This is a genomic window from Mycobacterium sp. DL592, assembly GCF_011694515.1.
Taxonomy (GTDB): domain Bacteria; phylum Actinomycetota; class Actinomycetes; order Mycobacteriales; family Mycobacteriaceae; genus Mycobacterium.
The window spans coordinates 746,850-764,962 of sequence record NZ_CP050192.1 but is presented as its reverse complement, the minus strand read 5'-3'; the positions used below and the strand labels follow the sequence as shown (position 1 = coordinate 764,962).

Sequence of the window (18,113 nt, the reverse complement as noted above, 5' to 3'; positions counted from 1 at the left end):
CCGTTACAGCGGATCCCACTTCGGGGCCCGCTTCTCCCGGTGCGCCATCGCAGCCTCCATCGGGTTCTTGGTGAACCCGGTCAGCACCTGGGTACGGTTCTCGATCTCCTTGGCATGCCGCAAGCTCGGGGCGTCCAGCGCCGTATTGAGTCCGGTCTTGGTCTGCCACACGCCGAAAGCGTTGTTGGCGGCGATGGTTCGGGCCATCTCGAGGGCAGCATCGGCAAGCCTGTCCTGGGGCACCACCTCGTGCACCAGCCCGATCCGGTAGGCCTCGTCGGCGTCGATGATCCGCCCGGTGAGCATCAGCTCGCGGGCCGCTCCCGCGCCGACGATCTTGGGCAGCAGATAGCTGGTGCCCATGTCCATCGAGGAGAAGCCGGCCTTGATGAACACCGACCCGAATCGCGCGGTCTGCGAGGCGATTCGGATGTCGCAGTGCAGCGCATAGGCCAGCCCGCCGCCGACGGCCACGCCGTTGACGGCGGCGATCACCGGGATAGGCAGCTCGTAGAGTCGGGTCATCTGGTCGGCCAGTCGCACCTGCGCGTCGTAGGTGGTCTTGAACGGGGCGCCGGCCGGCGGCGTCCACGGCTGCCCGGTGCCGCTGAGGTCGGCGCCCGCGCAGAACCCGCGGCCGGCTCCGGTGAGCACGGCCACCCGGTAGTTCCACGAACTGAGCTTGTCCAGGGCGTCGTCAATGCCGTCGAGCAACGCGCCGTCGATCGCGTTGAGCAGGTCGGGCCGGTTCAGCGTGACGCCGGCGATGCCGTCATCGAGTTCGGTGAATTCCACAGCGGGCATGCGTGCACGTTAGCGCCGGGGCGGCACCGGGTATAGGCGGGCCATGGCAACTGTCGACGTGTCGGTGCCCTCCGAGGTGAGCCCGCAGCGGGCGTGGGCGCTGGCGTCGGACCTGGCGCGGTTCGACGAGTGGATGACGATCTTCGCCGGGTGGCGCAGCCCGGTGCCGGCGCAGATCGGCGAGGGCACCTGTGTGTCGTCGCTGATCAAGGTGAAGGGCTTCCGCAACACGATCCGGTGGTGTGTGACCGGATACGACGAGCCGCACTCGATCGAGTTGGTCGGCACCGGTAAGCCCGGCATCACGATCGGCATCACGATGAAGGTCGTCGACGACTATCAGCGCACCTGTTTTCATCTGAGCGCCGACCTGTCCGGCGGTCTGCTCAGTGGCCCGGTCGGCCGGCTGGTAGCCCGGGTCCTGGAATCCGACGTCCGGCGGTCCGTGACCAACCTCGCCGCCCTGGCCTGAGCCGCTCGGCGCAGAAGTCGGTGCGTTCGGCGACAAATCAGCTGCCGATGAGACCTGCGACACCTCACCGCGCTACGGTGCATGCACCCAACGACGGGAGGGAGCCGGTATGGGCGGTTATCGAGAGTTGTTCGACGCCAGTGTCGCCGATCCGGCGGCGTTCTGGGCGCAGGCTGCGCGCGCGGTGACGTGGACGCGGGAGCCGCAGCGGATTCTCGACGACACCAATCCCCCGTTCTATCGGTGGTTCCCCGACGCGGAGCTCAACACGTGCGCCAATGCGCTGGACCGCCATGTCGACGAGGGCCGCGCCGAGCAGCCGGCGCTGATCTACGACTCCCCGGTCACCGGGACCAAGCGGGTGTTCACCTACCGCGAATTACTCGACGAGACAGCGCGTTTCGCCGGCGCCCTGCGCTCACTCGGGGTCGGCAAGGGTGACCGCGTAGTGCTGTACATGCCGATGATCCCCGAGGCCGTGATCGCGATGCTGGCGTGCGCACGCCTGGGCGCGGTGCATTCCGTGGTGTTCGGCGGGTTCGCAGCCCACGAACTGGCCACCCGCATCGACGACGCGCAGCCCGCCGTCATCGTCTCGGCATCATGCGGGATCGAGCCGACCCGCGTCGTCGAGTACAAGCCGATGCTGGACCACGCCCTGGAGTTGGCGTCGCACCAGCCCGGCGCATGTGTGATCGTCCAGCGCGACCGGCTGCGGTGCGAACTGGTCGAGGGCCGGGATCTGGACTGGGCCGAGGCGATGGCGTCTGCGTCGCCGGCGGCTCCCGTGCCGGTGGCGGCCACCGATCCGCTCTACGTGCTCTACACCTCCGGCACCACCGGTAAACCCAAGGGCATCGTCCGCGACAACGGCGGGCATGCGGTGGCGCTGCTGTGGAGCATGCGCAATGTTTACGACATCGACCCCGGTGACGTGTTCTGGGCGGCCTCCGACGTCGGCTGGGTGGTTGGCCATTCCTACATCGTCTATGGCCCGCTGCTGGCCGGTGCGACGACGGTGCTGTACGAGGGAAAGCCCATTGGCACACCGGATCCCGGCGCGTTCTGGCGGGTATGTTCCAAGTACGGGGTGAAGGCGCTGTTCACCGCGCCGACCGCGATCCGGGCGATCCGTAAGGAAGACCCGGAGGCCTCGCACATCAGCCGCTACGATCTGTCGTCGCTGAAATACTTGTTCCAGGCCGGTGAGCGGCTGGACCCCGACACGTACGCGTGGGCGTCGGCGAAGCTGGGTGTGCCGGTGGTCGATCACTGGTGGCAGACCGAAACCGGCTGGGCGATCGCGGCCAATCCCGTTGGTATCGAGCAGCTTCCGCTCAAGGCCGGCTCTCCCACGGTGCCGATGCCCGGGTACGACGTGCAGATCCTTCAGGTCGACGGTTCGCCGTGTGCCCCGGGCGAGGAGGGCGCGATCTGCATCAGCCTGCCGCTGCCGCCCGGCACGCTGCCCACGCTGTGGGGCGACGACGCCCGCTACGAGGCGTCGTATCTGTGCGAGCACCCCGGGTTCTATCTGACCGGCGACGGCGGGTACATCGACGACGACGGGTACCTGTTCGTGATGGGCCGCATCGACGATGTCATCAACGTTGCGGGACATCGGTTGTCGACGGGCTCGATCGAAGCCGTGCTGGCCGCGCACCCGGCGGTGGCCGAGTGCGCGGTGATCGGCGTGGCCGACGAGATCAAGGGCCAGGTGCCGCGCGGATTCGTCGTCCTCAAGGCCGGCGCGTCGGCCGAGGGTCTGGCCGCGGAACTGGTGGCGGCGGTGCGCGACGAGATCGGAGCGGTGGCCTGCTTCCGGTTGGTCGACGTGGTGCCTGCGCTGCCGAAGACCCGGTCGGGCAAGATCCTGCGCAAGACGATGCGTGGTATCGCACACGGCAAGGATGAGCCGATGCCCTCGACCATCGAGGACCCCGCGGTGCTGGAGACGTTGCGGCCAATCCTGCAGGGCTAGTCGGCTTCCCGGCTCTACCCTGTACCCGGTGACCGACATCCACACGGTGAAGACCGTTCTTGCCGTCGCCGCGGCACTGCTGGGCACGACGGCCGCAGTTGTTCGGGGCAGGGCGTCGCTGGCGGTGCTGTCGGTCGCGTCATTCACACTCCTGGCACTTCTCGCGCTGGAGATCAACGCTCCCCGGATCGTTTCGCTCGACGCCTCGATGTTCGACTGGTTCTATTGGCACCGATTCCATCGGTTGCGCATCAACTCCCAGGACGTCTTCTACTATCTCGGCCAACCGATACCGTTCGCGGCGGCCGGGGTGATCTGCGGAACGCTGCTGGCCTTACAGGCCAGGTCGGCGCTACGCGCGGTGGTCGTCATCGGCGGAGTCGCGGTCGGCGTGGCCGCCGAACAGACCCTCAAGGCGGTGGTCGTCCGGACGCCCGCAACCCTGGCCGCACTTCACGACGGGTCGCTGGTCGAGTACGCGCACTCGTTCCCGTCCGGCCACGTCACCACCAGTGCAACCCTGCTCGGGATGATCGCGGTGTGTCTGGGCACCGGATGCAGTCCGCTCACCAAGGCGACGCTGGCGGTCCCCGCGGTGACCGGTGCCGTGTTCGTAGCCTTCCTCGCGTTGCATACCGGGGCCCATATCTTCAGCGACGTCGTCGGTGGCACGGTTCTCAGCGCCGCGATCGTGGCCGCGGGCACCGCCGCCCTGAGGCCGCCGAAACGGCGGCAGTGAACCGGATCCTGTTGGTTCTAGGGGTTTTCCACACATCCGGGTTCGTCCCCAGGATGGGTTCGGGAGTCGGTTCTTGTCGGTGGGCCGGGGTAGTGTTTCGAACATGAGTTCGATCGTTGAGGCGCTGGATGCGCTCGATGCAGCGGTCGAACTGCTGGGCGCGACCGACATCGAGGAGTTGCCCGCCCATCAGCGCTTCGCGGTCCTCGAACGGCTGGAAACCTCGCTGCGCCGCCAGGTGGCGATCTCACACGAGCAGATCACCCACCTCGAGCAGTACGAGGGTTGCCCGCCGATCCCGATCGTGCTGGCCGACGTGCTGCGGATCAGCCGCAGCGCGGCCAAACGCCGCATCAGCGACGCCGAACACTTAGCTCCCCGCGTGGCACTGACGGGCCAACCGCTGGCCCCGTTGCTGCCAGCCACCGCGAAAGCCTGGGATGCCGGCCTGCTCGACGGCGAACACATCCGGGTCATTCAGAAGTTCTTCCGCGACCTACCCGACCATGTCGCACCGGCCGAGATCATCAGAGCCGAGCGCTCATTGGCCGAGCACGCCGAGCATCTGCGTCCCGATCAGCTGGAGAAGATCGCCGCACGGCTGGCTACGCACCTCAACCCCGACGGCACGTTCTCCGATGTCGACCGGGCCCGTAAACGGGGCTTCGTGTGGTGCGGCGGGCAGCGCGCCGACGGGATGAGTGTGGGCAAGCTGACCGCCACACCTGAACTGCGCGCGATGCTCGATGCCCTGTTCGCCAAACTCGCCGCCCCCGGCATGTGCACCCCCGACGGCGACACCGCCGACCGCGACGCACGCGGGCACGGCCAACGCCAGCACGACGCGCTGGTCGACCTAGCGCGCCGCCACCTCGGCGATCCAAAGCTCGGCCAGCACAACGGTCTTCCCGTCACCGTCATCGTCACCGCCACCCTGCAAGACCTCCAAGCCGCATCCGGACACGGCGTCACCGCCGGCGGCACCCTGGTCCCCATGACCGACGTCATCCGGCTGGCATCCCACGCTTACAACTACCTGGCCGTGTTCGACGGCGTGACCGGCAAGTCGCTGTGGCTGGGACGCACCAAACGTCTGGCCTCCGCAGACCAGCGAATCATGTTGTTGTCCAAGGAGCGGGGCTGCACCGCCCCGGGATGCACGGTGCGCGGCTACGACTGCCAAGTCCACCACGCGGTGCGCGACTGGAAACACGGCGGCACCACCGACATCGACGATCTCACCCTGGCCTGCAAACGCGACAACCTCCACGCCGAGAACGACGGCTGGGACACCCGCAAACTCCCCAATGGGCAAACGGAATGGATTCCCCCGCCGAATGTTCCGCTCATCGGCGGCACCAACACCTACCACCACCCCGAGCGGCTTCTACCCCGCGATGACGAAGACGACGACCCATAGTCGATGATGGTCACCATGGCCGTCAGCGTCGAGGAGATCGAGATCGCCGACCCCGCCGACGCGTGGCGTCAGGCCGGCTTCACCGTGGACGCCGACGGCGTATGCCGGGTCGGTGGTGTTCGGCTGCGGCTCGTCGGGCGGGAGTGCGGCACCGGCATCATCGGCTGGTCCCTGAGCGGCGTCGAGCGGATCGGTGACCTCGACGGCATTCCGACGACGACCTGCGACACAGCACCCGCGGACCCGGGCACGCACCCCAACGGCGTCACGGGAATCGACCATGTCGTGCTGCTGTCCCCCGACCTGCAGCGCACGGTCGAGTCGCTGGCCACGATCGGGGTGGTGGCCCGGCGGGAACGCGACGCGGAGATGGGCGGGCGGCCGATGCGGCAGATCTTCTTCCGCGTCGGTGAGGTGATCGTCGAGGTCGTCGGCTCGCCGGAGACAGCGGGTGAAGGCCCGTCCAGCCTGTGGGGCATCACCTACGTCGTCGACGACATCGACGCGACGGCCGAGTTCTTCGGGGACCGGACCCTGCCGGTCAAGGACGCCGTCCAGCCCGGGCGCCGGATCACCACGTTGCGGCACGGTGACCTCGGGATCTCGGTGCGCTCGGCGATGATCTCGGCGCGCCGGTGAGCGACGCACCGCAGTTGGTGCCTATTCTCGCGGGCATGCAAGACGACATCGTCGTCATCCACACCGACGGTGGATGCCGCCCCAACCCGGGCCCGGGAGGCTGGGGCGCGGTGCTGCGCATGCGTGAGCACGTCCGGGAGATGTGCGGCGGCGAACCCAGCCAGACCAGCAACAACCGCATGGAGCTGACAGCGCCGATCATGGCCCTCGAAGCACTCACGCGCACCGTGAGCGTGCACCTCTATACCGACAGCACCTACGTCCGCAACGGCATCACCAAGTGGGTGCACGGCTGGGAACGCAACGGCTGGCTGACCGCCGCCAAGGAACCGGTGAAAAACGTCGACCTGTGGCAGCGGCTGCAGATCGCCTGCGCGCGCCACCAGGTCGAGTGGTTCTGGGTCAAGGGCCACTCCGGTGTCGGCGACAACGAACTGGCCGACCAGCTGGCCACCCGCGGTCTACAGGAAGCCCTGGCACTGAGTTCCACTGGCATCCAAGGCTTCTGAGGCTACTTCTCGACAACCACCTCGGCCGGCTCCTTGTCCGGCCGCAGGCCACGCCAGCTCGGATGCCGCAGCCGGCCATCGGACGTCCACTCGCCGTAGCGCACCTCCCCGACGAGCTCGGGACGCACATACGTCACACCTTTGGTCTCCGTGCGCGGCAGCGGCGGATCGAACGGCGACTCGTCGGTGTGCAGCGGCGCCAGAATGTCCTTGAGCCGGGCCAGGTCCTTGTCGGAGAAGCCGGTGCCGACCCGGCCGACGAACCGCAGGCCGGCATCGCCCGGGATGCCCATCAGCAGTGCACCGATACGACTGGATCGCCCGCCGTTGCCTTCGCGCCAGCCGCCGATCACGATCTCCTGGGTGTTCCAGTTCTTGTCCTTGATCCACGCCGCCGACCGTCGCCCGGGCTGGTAGGTGGCGTCCCACTTCTTGGCGACCACACCCTCCCAGTTCTTGCTCCGGGAGTACTCCAGCGCCGCCGGGCCGTCACCGTCGAGCAGCGGCGGCACGATGAGATCGGTTCCCTTGGAGAAGGTTTCGAGAATCTTGCGGCGATCACGGTAGGTGGCGCGCAGCAGCGACCGCCCGTCGAGACGCAGGATGTCGAATGCCCAGAACTCGATGCGGGTGGCGCGTACCCGGTTCTGCATCTCGCCGAAGTTGGGCACACCGTCAACATCCAGGGCCACCACCTCACCGTCGAGGATCACATCATGATCGGCGAGATCGGCTGCCAGTGAAGCTAATTGGGGATACTCGCCGGTGACGTCACGACCGCTGCGCGACTGCAGCCGCAGCCGCCCATGGTCCACCTCCACCAGCAGGCGGTACCCGTCGAACTTGCCCTCGAACGCGTACTGGGCGGCGGTCAGCTTGTCGACCGAGCCCAGGGTGGCCAGCATCGGCGAATAGTCCTGCAGGCGCGGGGCGGGTTGTTCCTTCATCCGATGCGCCAGCCATTGGTCACCCTTGGTCTGAATCAGGGCATAACGTCCCGAGATCCGCTGGCCGTACAGGTCAACAATCACCTCGTTATCGCGGAACTTCTCCGCCTCATACGTGCCCGAGTCCCAGATGATCACCTTGCCGCCGCCGTACTCCCCCTTCGGAATCTCACCGGAGAACGTCGCGTACTCCAGTGGGTGATCCTCGGTGTGCACGGCCAGATGGTTGACCGCGGGGGTGTCGGGCAGGTTCTTCGGGATCGCCCACGACACCAGCACGCCGTCGCGTTCCAACCGGAAGTCGTAATGCAACCGCCGGGCGTGGTGCTCCTGGATGACGAACCTGTTGTTCTCTCCAACAGCTGGGGCGGCTTTCGGCACCGGCTCGGGCGTCTTGGCCGAATCACGCATGCTGCGGTAGGTGGTCAGCCGATCCTCCCGCGGCACATCCGCGTCGAGATCGGCCAACAGGTCACCGTGCTCGGCCACCCGGGCCAGCACCTCGGTGTAGTCCAAGTGGCGCAACGCGGGATCGCCGATCTCGTCCCAGGTGCGCGGCGCCGCGACGGTGGGGTGCTCGCGGCCGCGCAGCGAGTAAGGCGCGATGGTGGTCTTGGCCGCGTTGTTCTGACTCCAGTCCAGAAACACCTTGCCGGCCCGCAGGCTCTTGGTCATGGTGGCGGTCACCAGGGCCGGCATGGTCTGCTCCAGCTGCTGGGCCACCCGGCGGGCGAGCACCGCCGCGCCGCTGCTGCTGACCGGTTCGGCCAGCGGCACATACAGGTGCAGCCCCTTACTGCCACTGGTCAGCGGGTAGACCGTCAGCCCGATGTCGTACATCAGATCCCGCACGGCATTGGCCACCTCGCACAGCTGCGGCATGGTGACGCCCTCGCCGGGGTCGAGGTCGAACACCAAACGCGTTGCCGGACCGGGCTTTCCGGCTGAGGTGAAGCGCCACTGCGGCACATGGACTTCCAGCGCCGCCTGCTGGGCGATCCAGGCCAGCCCCGTGGAGGTGTCGATGATCGGGTAGGTGGTGGCACCGGAGCGGTGCACCACCGTCGCGCGGTCCAGCCAGTCCGGTGCCGAACTGGCGAGCTGCTTTTCGAAGAACGACGGCTCGTCGACGCCGTTGGGCCAGCGCTTGCGGGTGACCGGCCGGCCGGCAATGTGCGGCAACATGACGTCGGCGATGGCGGTGTAGTAACCGAACACGTCGGCCTTGGTGGTGCCGGTGGCCGGGTAGAGCACCTTGTCGGCGTTGCTCAGCGCGACGCGCGGACCTCTCGTCGCACCCGGCGGCCACACCTGATTCACCATCTCAACGTATTACCCGCTGCTACCGTGAACCAATGAAACGGTGGGGCGCCGGCGCGTTGCTGGTCGCAGCCGCGGTATTCGGTGCGCCGGTAGCCGGCGCCGACCCCGAGATTCACGTGCCCTACTGCTCAGGCGATGAGACCCCCACCAACAACAACTGCCAGTACCCGCCCGATCATCGGACTTCCATGGACGGCGCTCCCGGCGCGAACCCCGACATACCGCTCGGACTGACACCCCTCGACGAGCCCGCGGTCTGACCCGGAATCGCCCCGCACGCCTGCATACTGGACCTATGCGTTCCATCTGGAAAGGCTCGATCGCCTTCGGTCTGGTGAACGTCCCAGTCAAGGTGTACAGCGCCACCGAAGACCACGATCTGAAGTTCCACCAGGTGCACGCCAAGGACAACGGGCGCATCCGCTACAAGCGGGTCTGCGAAGTGTGCGGTGAAGTCGTCGAGTACCGCGACATCGCCAAGGCCTTCGAGTCCGACAACGGCCAGACCGTGATCATCACCGACGACGATATCGCCACCCTTCCCGAGGAACGTAGCCACGAGATCGAAGTGGTCGAGTTCGTGCCGGCCAGCGACATCGATCCGCTGATGTATGACCGCAGTTACTTCCTCGAGCCCGACGGGAAATCGCCGAAGTCCTATGTGCTCTTGGCCAAGACGCTCGCCGACACCGACCGGGTCGCGATCGTGCATTTCGCGCTGCGCAACAAGACGCGGCTCGCGGCGCTGCGGGTGAAGGACTTCTCCAAGCGCGACGTCATGGTGGTGCACACCCTGTTGTGGCCCGACGAGATCCGCGACCCCGACTTCCCGGTGCTCGACCAGGAGGTGGAGATCAAGCCGGCCGAGCTGAAGATGGCAGGCCAGGTCGTCGAGTCCATGACCGACGACTTCCACCCCGAGAACTTCCAGGACACCTACCAGGAGCAGCTGCGCGAACTCGTCGAGGCCAAGTTGGAGGGCGGCGAAGCCTTCACCACCGAGGACCAACCCGCTCAGCTCGACGAGACCGAGGACGTCTCGGATCTGCTGGCCAAACTCGAGGCCAGTGTGCGCAGGCGCCGCGAGCAGTCCGGCGACGGCGAAGCCACGGTGCCCGCCAAGAAAGCCGCAGCCAAGAAGGCCCCGGCGAAGAAAGCTCCCGCGAAGAAGGCTGCCGCCAAGAAGGCTGCTGGAGCCGGAAGGCCGGCGACGTCAGACAGCGCCAAGAAGTAGCGCCACAACGTCGTCTTCAATACGGCTGATTACGAAACTAGAACGTGTTTCAATTGCGTTCGGAATTCGCGGCCGGACGACGCCGCGATCTTGTTACGGTGTTCGCGGACAAGGGAAGAGAGACACGTGATCCTCGATAGTTTTCGCCTTGATGGTCAAGTTGCAGTAGTCACCGGCGCTGGCCGCGGGCTGGGCGCCGCGATCGCGGTCGCCTTCGCCGAAGTGGGCGCCGACGTGGTCATCGGCTCGCGCACCGAGTCCGAGCTCGAGGCCGTCGCCGGGCAGATCGAGGCACTGGGACGCCGCGCGCACATCGTCGTCGGCGATCTCTCCCACCCGGAGACCACGGCCGAGCTCGCCGGTAAAGCCGTCGAGGCGTTCGGCAAGCTGGACATCGTCGTCAACAACGTCGGCGGCACCATGCCGAACGCACTGCTGGCCACCAGCGTCAAGGCGATGAAGGACGCTTTCACGTTCAACGTTCTGACCGCGCACGCGTTGACCGTGGCCGCGGTGCCGCTGATGCTCGAGCACTCCGGCGGCGGCAACATCATCAACATCACATCGACGATGGGCCGTACCGCGGGCCGCGGTTTCGCCGCCTACAGCACCGCCAAGGCCGCCCTGGCCCAGTACACCCGGCTGACCGCGCTGGACCTGTGCCCCAAGATCCGGGTCAACGCCATCGCACCGGGGTCCATCCTGACCTCCGCGCTGGAGATCGTGGCCTCCAGCGACGAGCTGCGCGACCCGATGGAGAAAGCCACCCCGTTGCGTCGCCTCGGCGATCCCGCCGACATCGCCGCCGCCGCGGTCTACCTCGCCTCGCCCGCTGCCAGCTACCTCACCGGCAAGACGCTGGAGGTCGACGGCGGCCTCAACATGCCGAACCTGGATCTCCCGATCCCCGACCTGTAAGGATTCCCATGGCCATCCGCGTCGCACAGATCGGCACCGGCAACGTCGGCGTCCACGCACTGACCGCGCTGATCAACAACCCCGATTTCGAACTCACCGGCGTCTGGGTGTCCTCGGAGTCCAAGGCCGGCAAGGACGCCGCAGAACTCGCCGGACTCGACGGGGCCACGGGGGTCACGGCGACCACCGACCTCGACGCGGTATTAGCCACCAAGCCGCAGTGCGTGGTCTACAACGCGATGGCTGACAACCGGCTCGTCGAGGCGCTCGAGGACTACCGCCGCATCCTGGCCGCCGGGATCAACGTCGTCGGCAGTGGGCCGGTGTTCCTTCAGTGGCCGTGGCAGGTGATCCCCGACGAGATGATCAAGCCGATCGAAGATGCTGCGCGCGAAGGCAACTCGAGTCTGTTCGTCAACGGCATCGACCCCGGGTTCGCCAACGACCTCCTTCCCCTGGCGCTGGCCGGAACCTGTCAGAGCATCGAGCAGCTGCGCTGTATGGAGATCGTGAACTACGCCACCTACGACAGCGCGACGGTGATGTTCGACGTGATGGGCTTCGGCAAGCCGATGGACGAGATCCCGATGCTGCTGCAGCCCGGGGTGCTGAGCGTCGGATGGGGTTCGGTGGTGCGGCAACTCGCCGCCGGCCTCGGCCTGGAACTCGACGGACTCGAGGAGATCTACGTCCGCGAACCCGCACCGGAGGACTTCGAGATCGCCAGCGGGCACATCGCCAAGGGCACCGCCGCGGCCCTGCGGTTCGAAGTGATCGGTCTGGTCGACGGGGCGCCGGCGGTGGTGCTCGAGCATGTGACCCGGCTGCGCGACGACCTGTGCCCGGAGTGGCCGCAGCCCGCCCAGGAAGGCGGCAACTACCGCATCGAGATCACCGGCGAACCCTGCTACGCCGTGGACGTCTGCCTGTCGAGCCCCAACGGCGACCACAACCACGCCGGGGTGCTGGCCACCGCCATGCGCATCGTCAACGCGATCCCCGCCGTCGTCGCCGCACCACCGGGCATCTGCACCACGCTGGACCTTCCCCTGGTCACCGGAAAAGGGTTGTACGCTGCTGGATAGGCCAACCTGTGAGGAGGCCCATCATGCGGATCGCCACCCGAGTCGCCGCCGTCGGAGTCGCACTACTCGCGAGCCTGCTGCTCGCGATTCCCGCCGCTGCCGTACCGCAGTGCACCGACACCGGGCCGAACACCACCGTCTGCCAGACCCCCGGTCATGCGCAGATCACTACTTCACCCAATCCGTCGCTGACCAACCCGTACCCGGGTTGGGGCTTCGGCGGAATCGGCATCGGCCTCGGCGGACTCTGGATTGGTCTGTGAGGTAGCGGGCGTCTAACATCGCCGCCGGTGGCCGGTTGAGCAGTCCTGGGCCGCCTCCAGACGCCGCATAGAGAGCTCGACGGTTGGCAGCAGAGCAAGCCCGGGTCGCCAAGGCTGGTTGGTATCTGCTGGGGCCCGCGTTCGTCGCCGCCATCGCTTACGTCGACCCGGGCAACGTCGCCGCCAACATCAGCGCCGGCGCCCAGTTCGGCTTCCTGCTGGTGTGGGTGATCGTCCTGGCCAACGCGATGGCCGGGCTGGTGCAGTACCTGTCGGCCAAGCTCGGCCTCGTCACCGGCCGCACCCTGCCCGAGGCCGTCCGCGACCACACCCGCACCTCGACCCGCATCGGCTACTGGATCCAGGCCGAGCTGGTGGCGGTCGCGACCGACCTGGCCGAGGTGGTCGGCGGTGCGATTGCGCTGCGGCTGCTGTTCGACCTGCCGCTGCTGCTCGGCGGTGTGATCACCGGCGTTGTCTCGCTGCTTCTGCTGGTGGTGCAGGACCGTCGCGGCCAGCGGGTGTTCGAGCGGGTCATCACCGGGCTGCTGATGGTCATTGCCATCGGGTTCCTGTCGAGCCTGTTCGTCAACGCCCCGCCGGCCGGAGAGGTCGCCGCCGGGCTGGTGCCCAGGTTCGAGGGCACCGAATCCGTGCTTCTCGCAACGGCGATGCTGGGCGCGACCGTCATGCCGCACGCCGTCTATCTGCATTCCGGCCTGGCCCGTGACCGCCACGGCCACCCACCGGCCGGGGCGGCGCGCAAGCTGCTGCTGCGGGCCACTCGGTGGGACGTCGGCATCGCCATGCTGGTGGCCGGCGCGGTCAACATGGCCATGCTGCTGGTCGCGGCGACCAATCTGCAGGGCCGCGCCGACACCGACTCCATCGAGGGCGCATACGCCGCCGTCGGCGACACCCTCGGACCGACGGTCGCGCTGTTCTTCGCCATCGGGCTGCTCGCCTCGGGTCTGGCGTCGACCTCGGTCGGGGCCTACGCCGGCGCCATGATCATGCAGGGCTTGTTGCGAAAGTCGTTCCCGCTGTTGCTCAGACGGCTCATCACGCTCGTGCCCGCCCTCGTGGTGCTGGCCATCGGTGTCGATCCCAGCCGCGTCCTGGTCATCTCCCAGGTGGTGTTGTCGTTCGGCATCCCGTTCGCGCTCGTGCCCCTGGTGCGACTGACGAGCGACCCGGATCTGATGGGCGACGACACCAACCACCGGCTGGTCTCCGTACTCGGGTGGGGCGTGGCGACAGTGATTACGCTGCTCAACGTGGTCCTGATCTATCTCACGCTCACCCGGTAATGAACACCGGCCCAATGTCGCCGGCCCAGCGGCTCCCTGACCCAATGTCGCCGGCCCAGCGGCTCCGCCACCCCTACTTCGCCTACGGGTCCAACCTGTGCATCCAGCAGATGGCCCTGCGCTGTCCGGACGCCACCGATCCGCGTCCGGCGACGCTGGCCGACCACGACTGGCTGATCAACGAACGCGGCGTGGCCACCGTCGAACCGTTCGCGGGCAGTGTGGTGCACGGCGTGCTGTGGTGGGTGTCCGACCGTGATCTGGCCACCCTCGACAGCGCCGAGGGCGTCCCGTCGCGGTACCGCCGCGACCGGCTCGTCGTGCAGACCGACGACGGGCCGTCACCGGCGTGGGTCTACATCGACCACCGCACCGAGCCCGGGCCGCCCCGGCCCGGGTACCTGGAACGCATCATCGACGGCGCCCGCCACCACGGGCTGCCGCAACGCTGGATCGACTTCCTGCACCGGTGGGACCCGGCACACTGGCCGAAAGCTCTGTCATCGAAAAGCGATGGTCCGCAATCACTTTCGGAGCTTCTGGCCGATCCGTCCGTCATCGAGGTGTGCCAGCTGCGCTCACGGTTCGGTTTCCTGGCCATCCACGGCGGCGGCCTCGAGCAGATGACCGATGTCATCGCGCAACGGGCCGCCGACGCGGCCGGCGCCTCGGTGTACCTGCTGCGCCACCCCGAGGGCTACCCGCACCACCTGCCGTCGGCGCGCTACCTCGCCTCGGAGTCGGAGCACCTCGGCGCATTCCTCGACCACGTCGAGGTGGCGGTCTCACTGCACGGCTACGGGCGCATCGGGCGCAGCACCCAGCTGCTGGCCGGCGGACGCAACCGGGCGCTGGCCGAGCATCTGGCTACCCACATCGCCGTTCCCGGCTACGAGGTGATCACCGACCTCGATGCCATCCCCGCCGAACTACGCGGCCTGCATCGCGACAACCCGGTGAACCGGGTCCGCGGCGGCGGCGCCCAACTGGAGCTGTCGACGAGGGTGCGCGGGATCAGCCCGCGCAGCCAGCCGCCGGACTCCGACGGCCTGCCGCCGGCGACCTCGGCGCTGGTGCAGGGACTGGTGGCCGCCGCACATTCCTGGCGCGCCTGAAAATTTCGTTAGCAATCGGACCCATCCGCGCAATGCGGTGCTCCGAATAGTGGGTGTGAAACCGATGAGCACCCAGGTAGACAACCAGACGCTGACTCCCGCGCTGTACCGGACTCGGGTCACTCACCTGCGCCGATCGCCGGTACACCACTACGGCGAGCACCGCAGCTATAGCTGGTACGTCGATGTGGACAACCTGCCCAAGCTGCCGTGGTGGCTGCGGCCGTTCGCCCGGTTCGAGGCCGTCGACCACTTCACCGGCACCGACAACGACACCCTGCGGCAGCGGGTCGACGGATTCCTCGCCGAGCACGGCATCTATCTGCCGGGCGGAAAGACCACGGCGCTGCTGATGCCGCGCGTCCTCGGCCGTGCCTTCAATCCGTTGAGCCTGTTCTGGTGCCACGACGCCGACGGCGCGTTGCGCTGCGTCATCGCCGAGATGCACAACTCCCACGGCGAACGGCACGCCTACCTATTGCCGCCCGACCAGGACACCCCGGCCATGGTGTCCAAGACCTTCTATACCTCGCCGTTCAACGGTGTCGACGGCTACTACCTGATGCGCGCGCCCCGGCCGGACCAGAAGCTGGACCTGACGATGTCGCTGCACCGCGAGAACGAGCCCGCGTTGGTGGCAACCGTTCGCGGCGCCCGGCGGCGTGCCACTGCCGGCCAGGTGCTGCGGCTGCAGTTCAGTGCGCCGCTGGCCCCGCAGATGGCTGCCCTCAACGTCTGGGTCCAGAACCTGATCCTGCGGCTGCGCGGCGTGCCCGTGATCCCGCGCCCGGAGACCCATGAGCGCCTGCCGCAGGCGGTGAGCATGCAGTCGGCGACGGCGGGTTGGACGGCAACGAATCGTTCGTGGATGCCGTCGTGACCAGTCTGCTTGACCCGCCCGTTAGGCTACGGCTCAATGCCAGCGACAAGAAGCGGACGGCGATCGTGACCGCGACGACTGACCTCGACGGACTGCTGCGCCGGGTGGCACAGCGTGACGCCGATGCGTTCGCCGCGTTCTACGACGCCACCCGCACCCGGGTCTACGGTCTGGTGACACGCGTGTTGCGCGACCGTGGCTACAGCGAAGAGACCACTCAGGACGTCTACCTGCAGGTATGGCGTACCGCGGAGAGTTACGACCCCGCCTCGGGCACTGCCCTGGCGTGGTTGCTCACCCTGGCGCACCGCCGCGCGGTGGACCGGGTGCGATCCGAACAGGCCGCCTCCGTCCGCGAGTCGCGGTACGGCTCCGCGACGGTGGAGACCCCGGCAGACCACGTCAGTGACGCCGTGGTGGCCAGCGACGAGCGACGTCAGGTGACAGCCTGCCTGGACGGGCTGACCGAGGTCCAGCGCGAATGCATCGAACTGGCCTATTACCAGGGAATGACGTACGTGCAGGTTTCCGAGCGGCTGTCGGCGAATTTGGCGACCATCAAGTCCCGCATGCGTGACGCGCTGCGGGGCCTGCGTAATTGTTTGGGTGTGCGATGAGGGTGCTGCGATGACTCAACCTCACGACGGGTTTGCGAACGGCGACCTGTTAGATCTCGCCGTCCCGTATGCCTTGCATGCGCTGCCTGACGACGAGCGTGACGATATCGAGAGCAGGCTGGCTCGTGCCGGCCTGCAGGAGGCCGACGCCTTTTACGACGAGGTGCGCGCGGTCCGCGAGACCATGGCCGTGGTGTCGGCGGTCAGCGCCGAGGAGCCACCGGCCGCGCTGCGTGACCGGCTGCTGGCGACGGTGGCAGGCGACAATGTGCGCACTCTGCCCACTGCTCCCAAGGAGTCCGGAAAGCGCTGGCGCACAACAGCACTGACCGCTGCAGCAGCGGTGGTCGTCGGCCTGGGCACCGTCGCTGTGGTGCAGTCGCTGCGGCCCGGACCTCCGCAGCCGTCGACCGCGCAGCAGGTGTTCGCCGCCCCCGACGTGCACACCATCTCCGGTGACATTCCCGGCGGCGGCACCGCGACGGTCGTCTTCTCCCGCGACAAGAACGCCGGTGTGCTCGTGATGAACGACGTGCCGAAACCCAAGCCGGGCACCGTGTATCAGATGTGGTTGGTCAGCGACAACGGTGCGACGTCGGCGGGAACCATGGACGACAAGGCGGTGTCCCCGTCGACTACGGCCGTCCTGCCCGACCTCGGCAACTCCAAGGCGCTCAAGTTCACCGTCGAGCCGGGCACGGGTTCCACCCAGCCGACCGGCCAGGTGGTCGCCGAACTGCCGCTGGTCTGACTCAGGCATCCAGCCCCCTGACGGTCGCCGCGGCAGCCTCGGCGATGACGTCGGAGATCTCGCCGCGGCAGCGCCACGCCTGACGTTGCCGCATCGCGCCGTTGCCGTCCTGCAGCAGCCGGGCGACATCGGCACGCACCCACTGCTCGTCGCCGATCTCCTGAAGTGCCGGCGCCAGCATGGTCAGCCACTGGCCCAGTACGCGTGAGGTCGGGGCCGTCGCCCAGCCGTCGAGCACGTCGATGGCCTGACCGTCGAGGCCGTCGTGGGCAGATTTCCAGTAGGCGGCCCGCAAGGTGTGGTCGCTGACGCGGGGTGCCGGAACACCGCGGTCACGCTCGTCGAGCGCGGTCATCACCGCCGCGCGGATCAGGGTGGCCAGCAGCACGGTTTCGGCCACGGTGGCGGGAACGTCGGCCACCCGCACCTCGACCGTCGGGAACTTCGTCGACGGCCGGACGTCCCAATAGACCATGCCGTCGTCGAGCATGGCCCCAGAGTCGATCATCATCGCCACCACCGCGTCGAAGTGGTCGGCGGATTCGAAGAACGGCGGCGGCCCGGCGCTCGGCCAGCGGCCCCACAGCACGCTGCGCCAGCTGGCATGCCCGCTGTCGGCGCTGCGGTAGATCGCCGAATTGGCGGCGAGCGCCAACAACAGCGGCAGCCACGGCCGCAGCCGGTTGCCGACGTCGACCGCGGCCTCTCGGTCAGGCACCTCGACGTGGACGTGGCAGCCGCAGATACCTTGCTCGGTGGCGATCATGCCGAAGCGGTCGGCGATCTCCAGGTAGCGCGGGGTGTCGGTGATCGGGAAGGAATGCGGCACCGTCGGCGGCAGCCCCACCGCGAGCAGCGTGGCAGAGGCCTCCCGGGCGGCCTCTGCGGCGACCAGCCGTTGACTCGTAAGTTGTTGGCGCAGTTCGGCACTCGCCTGGCAGACCTCGGTGGCGGTCTCGACCTGGCAGGTGGTGAGTTCGAGCTGCAGATCGACACCATTGCGCGCAGCGTTGCTCGCGACGGCGGAGTTGCGGGCCACCGGTTCGCCGGTGTGGGGGTCGACGAGTAGGAACTCCTCCTCCACACCGACACTCGGGGCGCTCATG

Annotated in this window: 19 protein-coding genes; 16 read left to right on the top strand and 3 right to left on the bottom strand. The window is 67.7% G+C overall.

The genetic code is table 11. The features are described 5' to 3' along the window. Positions 1 to 3 precede the first annotated feature (3 nt). Positions 4 to 804, bottom strand: coding sequence for an enoyl-CoA hydratase/isomerase family protein (locus tag HBE64_RS03795; RefSeq protein WP_167097911.1), 801 nt, complete (start codon positions 802 to 804; stop codon positions 4 to 6). 43 nt (positions 805 to 847) lie between these two features. On the opposite strand from HBE64_RS03795, the gene HBE64_RS03790 reads away from it, so the two are divergent. The 6 genes from HBE64_RS03790 to rnhA all read left to right on the top strand — a co-directional run bounded on the left by HBE64_RS03790 (position 848) and on the right by rnhA (position 6,564). Beyond that, on the top strand, positions 848 to 1,276 hold the full coding sequence (locus HBE64_RS03790; protein ID WP_167097908.1) for an SRPBCC family protein: 429 nt from the start codon (positions 848 to 850) through the stop codon (positions 1,274 to 1,276). A 109-nt stretch (positions 1,277 to 1,385) separates the two neighbouring features. After that, positions 1,386 to 3,257 (top strand): acetate--CoA ligase, encoded by a 1,872-nt coding sequence (locus HBE64_RS03785; protein WP_167097906.1) that lies wholly within the window; start codon positions 1,386 to 1,388, stop codon positions 3,255 to 3,257. 28 nt (positions 3,258 to 3,285) lie between these two features. Next, on the top strand, positions 3,286 to 3,996 hold the full coding sequence (locus HBE64_RS03780; RefSeq protein ID WP_167097905.1) for a phosphatase PAP2 family protein: 711 nt from the start codon (positions 3,286 to 3,288) through the stop codon (positions 3,994 to 3,996). A 103-nt stretch (positions 3,997 to 4,099) separates the two neighbouring features. Further along, a complete protein-coding gene (locus HBE64_RS03775; protein ID WP_167097903.1) occupies positions 4,100 to 5,416 on the top strand; it encodes an HNH endonuclease signature motif containing protein in 1,317 nt (438 codons plus the stop codon). Positions 5,417 to 5,431: 15 nt separating this feature from the next. Then, positions 5,432 to 6,055 carry a glyoxalase gene (locus HBE64_RS03770; protein ID WP_167097901.1) on the top strand — a complete coding sequence of 208 codons (624 nt, stop codon included), beginning with the start codon at positions 5,432 to 5,434 and terminating at the stop codon, positions 6,053 to 6,055. 35 nt (positions 6,056 to 6,090) lie between these two features. Then, positions 6,091 to 6,564, top strand: coding sequence for a ribonuclease HI (gene rnhA / locus HBE64_RS03765; RefSeq protein WP_167097899.1), 474 nt, complete (start codon positions 6,091 to 6,093; stop codon positions 6,562 to 6,564). 2 nt (positions 6,565 to 6,566) lie between these two features. Here rnhA and HBE64_RS03760 read toward each other — a convergent pair whose 3' ends face one another. Next, entirely contained in the window at positions 6,567 to 8,834 is a 2,268-nt protein-coding gene (locus HBE64_RS03760) for an ATP-dependent DNA ligase (RefSeq protein WP_167097897.1), read from the bottom strand. Positions 8,835 to 8,866: 32 nt separating this feature from the next. Here HBE64_RS03760 and HBE64_RS03755 point away from each other — a divergent pair, with 32 nt between their 5' ends. The 10 genes from HBE64_RS03755 to HBE64_RS03710 all read left to right on the top strand — a co-directional run bounded on the left by HBE64_RS03755 (position 8,867) and on the right by HBE64_RS03710 (position 17,007). Continuing rightward, a complete protein-coding gene (locus HBE64_RS03755; RefSeq protein ID WP_167097895.1) occupies positions 8,867 to 9,094 on the top strand; it encodes a hypothetical protein in 228 nt (75 codons plus the stop codon). A gap of 35 nt (positions 9,095 to 9,129) precedes the next feature. Beyond that, positions 9,130 to 10,068, top strand: a complete 939-nt coding sequence (locus HBE64_RS03750; RefSeq protein ID WP_167097893.1) for a Ku protein — start codon at positions 9,130 to 9,132, stop codon at positions 10,066 to 10,068. Between the two features lie 126 nt (positions 10,069 to 10,194). Next, a complete protein-coding gene (locus tag HBE64_RS03745; RefSeq protein WP_167097890.1) occupies positions 10,195 to 10,986 on the top strand; it encodes an SDR family oxidoreductase in 792 nt (263 codons plus the stop codon). A gap of 8 nt (positions 10,987 to 10,994) precedes the next feature. After that, the gene (locus HBE64_RS03740; protein WP_167097888.1) at positions 10,995 to 12,071 is read left to right on the top strand and encodes a diacylglycerol kinase; all 1,077 of its coding nucleotides are present in this window, start codon (positions 10,995 to 10,997) and stop codon (positions 12,069 to 12,071) included. A gap of 23 nt (positions 12,072 to 12,094) precedes the next feature. Further along, a complete protein-coding gene (locus HBE64_RS03735) occupies positions 12,095 to 12,334 on the top strand; it encodes a hypothetical protein (RefSeq protein ID WP_167097886.1) in 240 nt (79 codons plus the stop codon). An 83-nt stretch (positions 12,335 to 12,417) separates the two neighbouring features. Then, positions 12,418 to 13,644 carry an Nramp family divalent metal transporter gene (locus HBE64_RS03730; protein WP_167097884.1) on the top strand — a complete coding sequence of 409 codons (1,227 nt, stop codon included), beginning with the start codon at positions 12,418 to 12,420 and terminating at the stop codon, positions 13,642 to 13,644. 44 nt (positions 13,645 to 13,688) lie between these two features. Continuing rightward, positions 13,689 to 14,759 (top strand): poly-gamma-glutamate hydrolase family protein, encoded by a 1,071-nt coding sequence (locus HBE64_RS03725; RefSeq protein WP_208300556.1) that lies wholly within the window; start codon positions 13,689 to 13,691, stop codon positions 14,757 to 14,759. Between the two features lie 64 nt (positions 14,760 to 14,823). After that, positions 14,824 to 15,639 carry a DUF1365 domain-containing protein gene (locus HBE64_RS03720; protein WP_167097882.1) on the top strand — a complete coding sequence of 272 codons (816 nt, stop codon included), beginning with the start codon at positions 14,824 to 14,826 and terminating at the stop codon, positions 15,637 to 15,639. Between the two features lie 62 nt (positions 15,640 to 15,701). After that, entirely contained in the window at positions 15,702 to 16,256 is a 555-nt protein-coding gene (sigK, locus tag HBE64_RS03715) for an ECF RNA polymerase sigma factor SigK (RefSeq protein ID WP_167108602.1), read from the top strand. Positions 16,257 to 16,266: 10 nt separating this feature from the next. Next, on the top strand, positions 16,267 to 17,007 hold the full coding sequence (locus tag HBE64_RS03710; protein ID WP_167097880.1) for an anti-sigma factor: 741 nt from the start codon (positions 16,267 to 16,269) through the stop codon (positions 17,005 to 17,007). A 1-nt stretch (position 17,008) separates the two neighbouring features. On the opposite strand, the gene HBE64_RS03705 is transcribed toward HBE64_RS03710, so the two are convergent. Then, positions 17,009 to 18,112 carry a glutamate--cysteine ligase gene (locus tag HBE64_RS03705; protein WP_371744084.1) on the bottom strand — a complete coding sequence of 368 codons (1,104 nt, stop codon included), beginning with the start codon at positions 18,110 to 18,112 and terminating at the stop codon, positions 17,009 to 17,011. Position 18,113 lies beyond the last annotated feature (1 nt).